The sequence below is a fragment of the Aquabacterium sp. A08 genome (assembly GCF_011742065.1).
In genome coordinates this window covers 1-11,476 of the sequence record NZ_JAAQQT010000617.1, presented here as the reverse complement: position 1 = coordinate 11,476, position 11,476 = coordinate 1, and the positions used below count along the sequence as shown (strand labels likewise).

13 protein-coding genes are annotated in these 11,476 nt (G+C 74.5%); 4 read left to right on the top strand and 9 right to left on the bottom strand.

The features are described 5' to 3' along the window. Window positions 1–2 precede the first annotated feature (2 nt). Window positions 3–638, top strand: a complete 636-nt coding sequence (locus tag HA630_RS10945) for a response regulator transcription factor (protein WP_166834710.1) — start codon at window positions 3–5, stop codon at window positions 636–638. A gap of 13 nt (window positions 639–651) precedes the next feature. Here HA630_RS10945 and HA630_RS10940 read toward each other — a convergent pair whose 3' ends face one another. Then, window positions 652–849, bottom strand: coding sequence for a hypothetical protein (locus HA630_RS10940; RefSeq protein ID WP_166834688.1), 198 nt, complete (start codon window positions 847–849; stop codon window positions 652–654). Between HA630_RS10940 and HA630_RS10935 the strand changes: the two genes are divergently transcribed. Both HA630_RS10935 and HA630_RS10930 read left to right on the top strand, forming a co-directional pair. After that, window positions 782–2,098, top strand: a complete 1,317-nt coding sequence (locus HA630_RS10935; protein ID WP_166834708.1) for a murein transglycosylase A — start codon at window positions 782–784, stop codon at window positions 2,096–2,098. The genes HA630_RS10940 and HA630_RS10935 overlap by 68 nt on opposite strands. A gap of 20 nt (window positions 2,099–2,118) precedes the next feature. After that, window positions 2,119–3,171 (top strand): 6-phosphofructokinase, encoded by a 1,053-nt coding sequence (locus HA630_RS10930; protein ID WP_166834706.1) that lies wholly within the window; start codon window positions 2,119–2,121, stop codon window positions 3,169–3,171. Window positions 3,172–3,183: 12 nt separating this feature from the next. Here HA630_RS10930 and HA630_RS10925 read toward each other — a convergent pair whose 3' ends face one another. The 5 genes from HA630_RS10925 to HA630_RS10905 form a co-directional block, all read right to left on the bottom strand. Then, window positions 3,184–4,224, bottom strand: a complete 1,041-nt coding sequence (locus tag HA630_RS10925) for a glycine zipper 2TM domain-containing protein (protein ID WP_166834704.1) — start codon at window positions 4,222–4,224, stop codon at window positions 3,184–3,186. A 145-nt stretch (window positions 4,225–4,369) separates the two neighbouring features. Further along, window positions 4,370–5,374, bottom strand: coding sequence for a uracil-DNA glycosylase (locus HA630_RS10920; RefSeq protein ID WP_166834702.1), 1,005 nt, complete (start codon window positions 5,372–5,374; stop codon window positions 4,370–4,372). Beyond that, the gene (locus HA630_RS10915; protein WP_166834775.1) at window positions 5,371–5,889 is read right to left on the bottom strand and encodes a GNAT family N-acetyltransferase; all 519 of its coding nucleotides are present in this window, start codon (window positions 5,887–5,889) and stop codon (window positions 5,371–5,373) included. Before HA630_RS10915 ends, HA630_RS10920 begins: the two co-directional genes overlap by 4 nt. A gap of 68 nt (window positions 5,890–5,957) precedes the next feature. Continuing rightward, a complete protein-coding gene (gene tsaB, locus HA630_RS10910; protein ID WP_166834700.1) occupies window positions 5,958–6,839 on the bottom strand; it encodes a tRNA (adenosine(37)-N6)-threonylcarbamoyltransferase complex dimerization subunit type 1 TsaB in 882 nt (293 codons plus the stop codon). Beyond that, complete coding sequence (locus HA630_RS10905) at window positions 6,836–7,819, bottom strand: DMT family transporter (RefSeq protein WP_166834698.1); 984 nt, start codon at window positions 7,817–7,819, stop codon at window positions 6,836–6,838. Before HA630_RS10905 ends, tsaB begins: the two co-directional genes overlap by 4 nt. A 34-nt stretch (window positions 7,820–7,853) precedes the next feature. Between HA630_RS10905 and dacB the strand changes: the two genes are divergently transcribed. Next, entirely contained in the window at window positions 7,854–9,359 is a 1,506-nt protein-coding gene (dacB, locus tag HA630_RS10900) for a D-alanyl-D-alanine carboxypeptidase/D-alanyl-D-alanine-endopeptidase (protein ID WP_166834696.1), read from the top strand. Between the two features lie 19 nt (window positions 9,360–9,378). Here the strand turns inward: dacB and galU are convergent, their stop codons facing one another. From galU to HA630_RS10885, 3 genes are all read right to left on the bottom strand, one after another. Next, window positions 9,379–10,251 (bottom strand): UTP--glucose-1-phosphate uridylyltransferase GalU, encoded by an 873-nt coding sequence (galU, locus tag HA630_RS10895; protein WP_166834694.1) that lies wholly within the window; start codon window positions 10,249–10,251, stop codon window positions 9,379–9,381. Window positions 10,252–10,264: 13 nt separating this feature from the next. Then, on the bottom strand, window positions 10,265–10,789 hold the full coding sequence (locus HA630_RS10890) for a diguanylate cyclase domain-containing protein (protein ID WP_166834692.1): 525 nt from the start codon (window positions 10,787–10,789) through the stop codon (window positions 10,265–10,267). Between the two features lie 42 nt (window positions 10,790–10,831). Further along, window positions 10,832–11,476 (bottom strand): TRAP transporter large permease subunit (locus HA630_RS10885; RefSeq protein ID WP_166834690.1); only part of this gene is annotated, 645 nt, incomplete at its 5' end.

The window sequence follows — 11,476 nt, the reverse complement described above, 5'->3', positions numbered from 1 at the left end:
CCATGAACACCGTTCCACTGGCCGCGGCCCGGGTCTTCATCGTCGACGACGACGCCGGCGTGCGCGACGCGTTGGGCTGGCTGCTGCGCACCCGCCGCCTGGTGAGCGAACCCTACGACAGCGCCGACGCCTTCTGGGCCGCGCTGCAGGCCTGGCCGGACGAGCCCCACGACCCCGCCTGCGTGCTGCTGGACGTGCGCATGCCCGGCCTGAGCGGGCTGGCCCTGTTCGAGCGCCTGCTGGCGCTGCCGTGGTTCGAGGCCCTGCCGGTGATCTTCCTGTCGGGCCACGCCGACGTGCCGACCGCGGTCGACGCGGTCAAGCGCGGCGCCTTCGACTTTTGCGAAAAACCGTTTTCCGACAACGCCCTGGTGGACCGGGTGGAGCAGGCGCTGCAGCGCTCGCACGCGGTGCAGCAGGCCCGGCGCCAGCGGCGCGAACTGCAGGACCGCGTGGCCGGCCTGACCGAGCGCGAACGCGCGGTGATGCAGTTGGTGGCCGCCGGCCTGCCCAACAAGCTGGTGGCCGACGAGCTGCAGATCAGCGTGCGCACGGTGGAGGTGCACCGCGCCCACGTGTTTGAGAAAATGGACGTGAAGTCGGCGGTGGAACTGGTCAACCGCCTGCGCGATCTGTGAAGCGTGGGCCGGCTCAGGGCTGGCGCGGGTCGCGCTCTTCGCCGGCCCCGCGCGCCGTGTCGGCCGGCGGCACCGGCCCGGCCGCGCCGGATTTTTCGCGTTCGACCGACTCGGGCAGCTCGCCCTTCTTGCGGCCCGAGAACATGGTCCACCACACGATGAACACCAATAACAGCAGCGCGCCCAGCGCTTCCAGCAACAACAAGGTCATGACGACGGCACCCACACGGCCATGGCGACGGCGCCACGGCATCCTGATGGCCTGCATTGTAGGAACGCTGGCCGCCTGCGGCAGCGTGACCCTGCCGCCGCCCGAGGCGCCGCCCAGCCGCCCGCTGGCCCCGCCCGGCCCGGCCACCGGCAGCCCGGCCCCGGCGGTGCTCGACGCGCCGACCGGCACGCCGGCCGTCACCCCCGACAGCCCCGCCTGGCGCTGGGCCGACAGCCAGCCCCTGCCGGCGCCGCTGCAGCGCGGCAAAAGCACCTGGCAGCCGGTGCGCTGGAGCGAACTGCCCGGTTGGGGCCACGACGCGCTGCACCAGGCCTGGAACGCCTGGCTGCGCAGCTGCGAACGCCCGGCCCCGCCGCTGGGCCCGCTGTGCACCGAGGTGCGCCAGCTCAGCATCGCCGGCGCGACCGAGCAGCACGACTGGGTGATGCGCCGCCTGCAACCCTACCGTGTGCAAGCCCCCCAGGGCGAGGTGCCCGGCCTGCTGACCGGCTACTACGAACCCATGCTCGACGGCCGGCGCCAGCCCGGCGGCACCCACCAGACCCCGCTCTACCGCCTGCCCGCCGGCGTGCGCCTTGGCCAGCCTTGGTACACCCGCCAGCAAATGGCCACCGACCCGGCGGCCCAGGCGCAGCTGCAGGGCCAGGCCATCGCCTGGCTGGCCGACCCGCTCGACGCCCTGCTGCTGCAGATCCAGGGCTCCGGCCGGTTGCGGGTGACCGAACCGGACGGCAGCCAGCGCACCGTGCGCCTGGCCTACGCCGGCCACAACGGCCACCCTTACCAGAGCGTGATGCGCTGGTTGCTGGACCGCCGCCTGGTGCGCGAGGGCACCTGGGAGGCGCTGCGCGCGTGGGCTGCGCAGAACCCGGAACGCGTCGACGAGATGCTGTGGAGCAACCCGCGCACCGTGTTTTTCCGCGAAGAGCCGTTGACCGGGCTGGACGCCCAGTTCGGCCCGCGCGGCGCCCAGGGCGTGGCGCTCACCCCCGGCCGCTCGATTGCGGTGGACCGCGACAGCATCCCCTACGGCACGCCGGTGTGGCTGGCCACCCCTGGTCCGGTGGCGCAGCTGCGCCGGCTGGTGCTGGCGCAGGACACCGGCAGCGCCATCGTCGGCGCGGTGCGGGCCGACTACTTCACCGGCTGGGGCGACGAGGCCTACACCCTGGCCGCCGCCCTGAAACAACCGCTGCAACTGTGGGCGCTGTGGCCCCGGGCGCAGTGACCCGCGAAAAGGACTCCCCCATGCGCATCGGCGTGCTCACCGGCGGCGGCGACTGCCCCGGCCTCAACGCGGTCATCCGCGCCGTCACCAAATCCCTGCTGCGCCAGTGCGGCGCCGAGGTCGTCGGGATCGAAGACGGCTTTGCCGGCCTCATGGGCGAACGGCCCCACACCCGGGCGCTGGACTGGGACAGCGTCAGCGGCATCCTGATGCGCGGCGGCACCATCCTGGGCACCAGCAACCGCGCCAACCCGCTGGCCAGCGAAGCCACGGCCGCGCAGACCCTGGCCCACGTCCGGGCGCTGGGGCTGGACGCGCTGGTGGCGATTGGCGGCGACGGCACCATGGCCATCGCCCACGGCCTGGCCGAGCGCGGCCTGCCGGTGGTGGGCGTGCCCAAGACCATCGACAACGACATCGTCGGCTGCGAGCGCAGCTTCGGCTTCGACACCGCGGTGGCCACCGTGACCGAGGCGCTGGAGCGGGTGCAGACCACCGGCCAGAGCCACGGCCGGGTGATGATCGTCGAGACCATGGGCCGCTACGCCGGCTGGATCGCGCTGGAGGCCGGCCTGGCCGGCGCCGCCGACGCGATCCTGCTGCCCGAAATCGACTACGACCTGGCCGCGGTGGCGGCGCTGTGCCGCGAGCGCGAAACGCGCCAGCGCTACACCGTGGTCTGCATTGGCGAAGGCGCCAAGCCGCGCGGCGGGGCGATGACAGTGGAGCGCCGCATCGCCGACAGCCCGGACCCGGTGCGCCTGGGCGGGGTGGCGCACGCCTTGCGCGAACAGCTGCAACCCCTGCTGCGCAGCGAGGTGCGCGCCACCGTGCTCGGCCACGTGCAGCGCGGCGGCGTGCCCACCCCGTTCGACCGGGTGCTGGCCACCCAGTTCGGCAACCAGGCGGCCCAGCTGGTCATGGCCGGGCGCTACAACCAGATGGTGACGCTGCAGGGCGGGCGGCTGGGCAGCGTGCCCCTGGCCGAGGTGGCGCACCAGCACCGCAACGTGCCGCTGGACCACCCGCTGCTGCAGGCGGCGCGGCAGATCGGCGTGGCGCTGGGCGACTGAGGCCGCGGCCGTTCAGTCGTTGGCGACGGCGCGGCCGTCCACAATTTTGACCGGTTGACCGGTTTTCAGGCCCGGGTCTTCGGTGTGCTGCACGGTCTGCACCGTGCCGTCGTGCAGGCGCACGGTGACCTCGTAGCGCTTGTCCTTGGCCACGTTTTTCTCGATCTCGCGGCCGGCGTAGGCGCCGCCCACCGCGCCCAGGATGCGCGCCGCGGTGCGGCCGTCGCCCTTGCCGATCTGGTTGCCCAGCACCGCCCCGGCCACGCCCCCGGCGATGGCGCCGACGTAGCCCGGCTCGCCCTTGACCTCGACCACGTTGACCGCCTGCACCACGCCGCAGCTGGCGCAGCTCTGGCGCGCGGCCAGGGTGGGTTGCAGCGGCGCGGCCGACAAGGCTTTTTGCAGCTGCACGGTTTTGCTGCCGCTCGTCAGGGTGGCGGTGGCCAGGCTGCGCTCGCTGAGCCGGTCGCGGCTGCGCACGGTGTACTGGGCGCGGTAGTCGCCGGGCTGGGTTTCGGCCAGATTGATGCGGGCGTCGCTGCCGGCCAGGGTCAGGGCCACTTTCGCGCCCGGCGTGCCCTGCACGCGCAGCGCGATGTCGTGCCCGCCGGTGTAGCCGCTGGCCTGGGTACCGAAGTAGTCGATCACCGGGGCCGGGGCGGCGGCGGCCAGCGCAGCCTGGTGGGCGCTGGCGGTCAGCAGCGTCTGGCCGAGCGCGGCCTGGGTCTCCAGCCCCGCCACGCGCAGGGCGGCGCGCACCGGGCTGTTGAACTTCACCTGGTCGCGCAGGCTGAGGGTGTAGCTGCCCTCGTACTGGCCCGCGCGGGTTTCGCTCAGGGCGATGACCGACGCGCTGCCGTCGAGCGTGACGCTGGCGCTGCCGGCGGCGGTGCCGTTGAGTTGGAACACCAGTTCGGTGCCGGGGGTGAGGGCCGGCACCTGCTGCACGGTGAAGGTGCGGATGACGGGGGCGGTTTGTGCCCAGGCGGCGGTGCCGGCCAGCGCGGTGGCGGCGCTCAGGAGCAGGGCACGCAGGGTGGGGAGGAGGGCCATGGAAGGGGTCTTTCGCAAAGCGGGCCGCGCAGGGGCACGGCCCATGCGCGCACCTTACCACCGGCGCCGGGGGGCTTCAACCGTGCCGGGGCCGGCCGAGCGGGTCGGTTACCGCTGTTACCTTTGGCAACGTGGGCCGCCCGCTTCAAGCGCGCGGCGGCAGCGTGGCCAGGGTGTCCAGGGCCAGGCACAGGTCGGCCCAGGCCTTGGCCTTTTCGCCGGGGCTGCGCAGCAGGTAGGCCGGGTGGTAGGTCACCACCACCGGCAGGGTCTGCCCGCCCAGGGTGACGCGGTGCACCTGGCCGCGCAGCTTGCCCAGCGGCAGGGTCTGGAGCGCGGCCGGGTCCAGCGCCCCGCCCTGGCCCAGCACGGTTTGCGCGGCAAAGCGTCCCATGGCCAGCACGATGCGCGGCCGCAGCAGCTCCACCTGGCGCAGCAGGTAGGGCGTGCACTGGCCGATTTCCTCGGGGCTGGGGTTGCGGTTCTGCGGCGGTCGGCACTTGATGACGTTGGCGATGTAGACCCGCTGCGCGCGCTCCAGCCCCATGGCGGCGAGCATGCGGTCGAGCAACTGGCCGGCGCGGCCGACGAAGGGCAGGCCCTGGCGGTCCTCCTCCTCGCCCGGGGCTTCGCCGACGATGAGCCAGTCGGGCGCCGGGTCGCCCATGCCGGGCACCGCGTGCTGGCGGCGGGGCGCCAGGTCGCAGCGGGTGCAGCCGCGGATGGCCGCGTCCAGGCCGGCGGTGTCGAGCCCGGCCCACGGATTCGGCGCGCCGTCCACCGCCAGCGGGACGGTGCGGTGGGTGGGGCGCGGTGCCACTGCGCGCACCGCATGGGCGGGTTCACCAGTGGCGGCCTGAGGGGGGGCCAGCACCGGTTCGGCTGGGGACGCGTGCCCGGCCACCGCGGTGGTGGGCGCCGGTCGGGGGCGTTCGGGCGGGGCAGACGAATGGACCAGCCCGCCAGCGGGCCGTGGGCCACGGGCCGGGGCCGCCGCGGGGGCGGGCCGCTGCCACCAGACGGGCACGCCCATGGCCTCCAGCATGGCGCACTGGCGCGCGTCCAGCCGCGGCAGGGGGCTGTGGGTGGCCGGCGCGCCCGCGTCGGCGGCGGGTTCGCCTGGGGCGTGTGGGGTGTCGTCGGGCGTCATGGGGCGGCGGTCTCCGTCAACGGCTGCAGCATGACGATGGCGTCCTCGCGCAGGGTGCCGGCGTCGGGGTAGTAGCCTTTGCGCAGCCCCACCTCGCGAAAGCCCTGTGCCCGGTACAGCGCCCGGGCCGGGCGGTTGCCGGCCCGCACCTCCAGCCACAGCGCCTGCGCGCCCTGGCGGCGCGACCAGGCCGACAGGGCCTGCAGCATCAGCCGGGCCCAGCCCTGGCGCTGGTGCTGCGGCACGGTGGTGATGTTGAGCAGGTGCACCTCGTCCACCCCGGTCATGGCCACCAGGTAACCCAGCAGCCAGCGGCCGTCGGGCGCGGTGGGGGCGTGGGCCCAGGCGGGCGGGTCCAGTACGGGGTCGGGGGCCATGACCAGGGCCTGGGCGGTGTGGCCGGCGTCCAGCGAGCTGTGGAAGTGGCGGCGCGTCCAGGGGTGGGCGTAGGCGGTTTTTTCCACCTCGGCCACCCGGTCCAGCCAGTCGGCGGTGAGCGGCACGAAATCGACCAGGCGCTCGGCGTGCGGGCCCGGGCTGGTGGGCGCGGCCCAGGCGTTGTTGCGGCCGGGGGCCGGGGCGTTCACGCGGCGTCTCCGGTGCGGGCCTGGACCTGGGCGGCCTTGAGCCGTTCGCGTTCCTCGGTGGTGTGGGCCACCTTGTCGCGGACGTACAGGGGTTGGGCCTGGGCGGCGTCCACGGCGGCGCCAGCGGCCCACAGGCCGGGCACCAGCGCCAGCAGCGCGGCGGCGGTGGGCCAGGTGTCCACCCGGGGCACGGCCTGCCAGGCGGCCGGCAGGCGGGCGCTGTACACCGCGTGGGCGTTGCCGGCCCACCACGCCGGGGGGACAGCGTCCGGGTGGACCGCCGCTTGTGGCCAGCCGGCCGGGGTGGCCAGGTCTTCGGGGCGGCTCAGCCAGGCCGGGCCGCACAGGCGCAATCCCACGGTGGGCGGGGCGGCTTCGGTGGCGCCGCCGCCGGGTGCGCCGGGGCGATACGGCGGCGGGGTCACGCGGTGCTCTGCCGCAGACCACACCGCCTCGGCCACGTAGAGCTCGTCCATGCGCGCGTCCAGCACCGCCAGCACGCGCTGGCCCGGCCGCAGGGGCGGGGCGTCGGCGCGGGCGGCCTGGGCCACCGCCAGCAGGGTGGGCACCGGCAGCACCGGAATGCCCCCTGGCCGGCCGGCCACGGCCAGGCCCTGCACCACCGCACAGGCGGTGCGCAGCCCGGTGAACGAGCCGGGGCCGCAGCCGTAGGCGATGGCGTCGAGCTGGTCCAGCCGCCAGCCCACCCGCGCCAGCAGGTCCTGGATGACCGGGATCAGGCTGGCCGAGGCCTGCGCGCCGCCGGGGCCGCTGTGTTCGGCCAGCGGCGCGGCGCCGGGGTGGCCCACGGCCACGCTCAGGCGGTCGGTGCTGGTGTCCAGGGCCAGCACGCGCTGGGGCAGGTCGGGGGGCGTCATCGGGCGGGGGTCGGGGTCAAGGCAGCGGGGGCGGCGGCGCGCACGCCAAACACAATGCCCAGCGTCACCAGCGCCAGGCCGGCCACCAGGTGGCTGTGCAGCGGTTCGTCCAGGAACAGCACCGCGCCCAACGCCGACAGGCCGGGCACCAGCGCGGTGATCATGGTCGAGCGCACCGGTCCGAAATGGCGCACCATCTGGGTGAAGGTGATGCCGGAAATCACCACCGAGCCGCCGCCCTGGAACGCCGCCTGGAACAGCCACTCGGTCCAGGGCGCGCGGCCCAGGCCGGAGTCGATGGCGCCGAGCGCCGCCAGCCCGGCGTACACCGGCACGAAGGTGAGCGCGGCGAACACCGAAATCGCCACCGTGGCCTCCACCGCCGGCAGGGCGTGGCGCCGCGCCAGGATGGAGTAGTTGGCCCAGGTGAAGCCGGCCAGCAGGAACAGCAGGTCGCCTTTCCAGACGTCGCCGCCGTCGAAGGCGCGCAGCAGGCTGGCGCCGCCCACCAGCACGCCGCCGGCGACGATCAGGCCCAGCCCCAGCGCGCGGTGGCGGGTGATGCGGTCGCGCAGCACCCAGGTCGCCAGCAGCGTGGTCCACAGCGGCAGGCTGCCCGGCATCAGCACCGAGGCGTGCGACGCCGGCGCGTAGAAAAACCCGCTGTAGGCGATGCAGGCGTACAGCACCCCGCCCACCAGGCCCACGGTGGCGGTGAGCCGCCCGCCCAGCGGCGACAGCCCCAGCCAGTGCGCGCCGGGCTGGCCGCTGGCGCGGCGCCGGCGCACCAGCCACCAGCCCCAGGGCAGCATCACCGCGCCGGCGCCGACAAAGCGCATGAACGCGATGTCGAACGGGGTCAGGTGCTGGTGGGCGGTGGCGCGCGCGATGACGATGAACGAGGTCCAGATCAGCACGGTGACCGCGGCCGCCAGCCCGCCCACGACGGCGGGGCTGGGGCGTTGGAGACGGGCAAGCATGGGGGTGATTATCGGTGCGCCGGATAATCGTCGCATGCAACTGTTCCGTCTGGGCCGTTCGGGGGTGGGGGCGCTGTCGCGCCGGGGGGTGCTGCTGGGGCTGGCGCTCGCGCTCGCGGCGCTGGGGCCGGCTGGTCCGGCGGGGGCGCAGGGCGTGCCCGCCAGCGCCTGGCCGGCGGCGGCCAGCGCACCGGCCCCGCCCGCCGAACTGCCCCTGGCGGTGCGGCAGGCGCTGCAACGCGCCTCGCTGCCGCCCGACGCCCTGGCCGTGCTGGTGGCCGACCCGGTGCCCGGGGGGCGGGTCTGGCTGCGGCACCGCGCCGGCGAGCCGCTCAACCCGGCCTCGACGATGAAGCTGGTCACCACCTACGCCGCGCTCGACCGGCTCGGGCCGGCCCACGTTTGGCGCACCACCGCTTACACCGACGCCCCGGTGCGCGACGGCGTGCTGCAGGGCCACCTCTACCTGCGCGGCGAGGGCGACCCCAAGTTGGTCACGGAAAAACTCTGGTGGCTGCTGCGCCGGGTGCGGGGCCTGGGCATCGAGCGCGTGGCCGGCGACATCGTGCTCGACCGCAGCGCCTTCCAGGTGCCTGCGCTGGACCCGGCGGCTTTCGACGGCGAGCCGCTGCGCCCCTACAACGCCACGCCCGACGCCTGGCTGGTCAACTTCAAGTCGCAGCAGTTCCACTTTGTGCCCGACGCCGCGGCCGGCGTGGCCCGCGTGTCGGTGGAGCCGCCGCTGGCCGGGCTGGTGGCGCCGGCCAGCGTGCCGCTGTCGGGCGGGCCGTGCACCGACTGGCGCGCCAGCCTGCGCGCCGACTTTGCACAGGCCCTGGCGCCACGCTTCGCCGGCAGCTACCCGGCGGCCTGCGGCGAACGCACCTGGCCGCTGGCCCACCCGGAGCCCGATCGCTTCGCCGAGCGCGCCGTGGCCGGCGTCTGGGTTGCCGTGGGTGGGCGCCTGGACGGCGCGGTGCGCGACGGCGCGGTGCCACCGCAGGCCACCGCCCGGCTGGCGCTGGAGTCGCCGCCGCTGGCCGAGGTGGTGCGCGACGTCAACAAGTTCAGCAACAACGTGATGGCCCAGCACCTGCTGCTGGCGCTGGGCCAGGCCGATGGGGGGGCCACCAGCTTCGAGGTGGCGCGCCAGGTGCTGGCGCAGTGGTGGGCGGCGCGCATCGGGGCCGACGTGCCGCTGCCGGTGGTGGACAACGGCGCCGGCCTGAGCCGCGACGCCCGCGCCACGGCCGAGGCGCTGGCGCGGCTGTTGCAGGTGGCCTACGCCTCGCCCATGATGCCGGAGCTGATGGCCTCCCTGCCCGCCAGCGGGCTGGACGGCACGCTGCGCCGCAGCCCCATGGGCGCCGGGCTGGCGCACCTGAAAACCGGCAGCCTGCGCGACGTGCAGGCGCTGGCCGGCTACGTCCACGGCCCGGGCGGGCAGCGGCGGGTGCTGGTGGCCATCGTCAACCACCCCAACGCGCGGGCGGCGCGGCCGGCGTTGGACGCGCTGGTGCAGTGGGCCGCCGGCCTGTGAGGCGGGTGGACCGGGCCGCTCAGACCCAGCGCCGCATCACCCGCTGCAGGCTGGGGGCCAGGTCGGCGCGGGCCATGGCCAGGTCCACCGTGGCCTCCAGAAAGCCTTCCTTGCTGCCGCAGTCGTAGCGGGTGCCGGCGTAGCGGAAGGCGTACACCGTCTGCTGCGCCAGCAGCCCGGCGATGCCGTCGGTCAGCTGGATTTCGCCACCCACGCCGCGCGGCTGGGCGCGGATCTGGTCGAACACCTCGGGCGTGAGCACGTAGCGCCCGGCCACGCCCCAGCGCGACGGCGCCACCTCGGGCGCGGGTTTTTCCACAAACTGGCGCACGTCCATCAGGTCGTCGCGCACAAAGTCGCCGGCCACGATGCCGTAGCGCCGGGTGTGCTCCGGCGGCACCTCCTGCACCGCCACGATGGAGCTGCCGCGCTCGGCGAACAGCGCGGTCATTTGCGCCATCACCGGGGGGGTGCCCACCATCAGGTCGTCGGCCAGCAGCACGGCGAAGGGCTCGCCGGCCACCAGCGGCTCGGCGCACAGCACCGCGTGGCCCAGGCCCAGCGCGCGCGCCTGGCGCACCGCGATGCACACCATGTCGTCGGGCTTGACCGAGCGCACCGCCTCCAGCAGCGCCTGCTTGCCGGCGTCTTCCAGCTCGCGCTCCAGCTCGTAGGCCATGTCGAAGTGGTCGTCGATGGCGCGCTTGTGCCGGCCGGTGACGAAGATCATCTCGCGGATGCCGGCGGCGTAGGCCTCCTCCACCGCGTACTGGATCAGCGGCTTGTCCACCACCGGCAGCATTTCTTTGGGCATGGCCTTGGTGGCGGGCAGGAAACGGGTGCCCATGCCGGCCACGGGGAACACGGCTTTGCGAACGGGGGGAAAGGTCATGAAAGGCTGGGGGTCAGGGTTCGATTTCGATGCGGCCCGGGCCATCGGCCACGGTGGCTTCCAGCGCACGCTGAGCGGCCACCACCAGGTCGGCGGTCAGGTCGTGCAGGGGGGCGGTGGGGCTGGGGGCGCGCCCGTGCACCCCGATGCTGACGCTGGGCCCGCCGGGGGCGCCCGGCGCCAGCTCGTGCAGGTCTTCGGCCAGCACCAGGGCGCTGGCCACGTCGGCGTCGGGCAGCACCGCCAGGAACTGCCCGCGCGCCCAGTGGCCCAGCACCTCGTGGGTGCGCATGCGCGCGGCCAGCCGCCGCGCCACGGCCTGCTCCAGGCGGTCTGTGGCGGAGGCGCCCGCGGGCCGCTGCCCAAAGCCGTCGATCTCGACGAACAGCACCGTGACCGGGTGCCGCAAGCGGTCGGCCAGCGACAGGGCCCGGGCCAGCGCGTCCAGCACCGCCGCCCGGCTCAACAGGCCGGTCAGCGGGTCGTGCAGCAACGCGGCGGCCACCGGTGCGGCGGCCGTAGGGGTGGAAGCGGGCATGGCCCGATTGTCCCACGCAGCGCGCCGGTTCTGCCCCGCCGGTCAGCGCGCCGTCACCGCCGGCAGCCAGGTGGACAGGGCCGGCACCGCCGCGATCAGCACCATCACCGCCAACACCGCCAGCAGAAACGGCAGGGTGGCCTTGAACAGCGGGCCCATGCGCAGGTCGGCCTGCACCATGGCGATGTACAGGCCCGGCCCCACCGGCGGCGTCACCAGCCCGATCACCGTGGCCACGGTGCAGACCACGCCGAAGTGGATCGGGTCGATGCCCAGCTGCGTCACCACCGGCATCAGCAGCGGCACCACCACGATCAGCACGCTGATGCTCTCCAGGAACATGCCCAGCAGCACCATCATGCCAATGACCAGCAGCAGGAACACGAAGGGCGAGCTGGTCAGCCCGGCCAGGTAGTCCACCACCAGGTCGGGCACGCCCTGGAAGGCCAGCACCCAGCTCAGCACCGAGGCGGCGGCGATCAGGCCGGTGATGGTGGCGGTGTTGGTGGCCACGCCCAGCAGGATGGGCGCGAGGTCCTTGAGGCGCAGTTCGCGGTAGACGAAGCCCAGCACCAGCGACAGGATGGCCGCGACGGCCCCCGATTCGGTCGGCGTCATCACCCCCAGCATGATGCCGGCGATCACCACCACCGGGATGACGGCGGGCACCAGGCCCTCCACCACCAC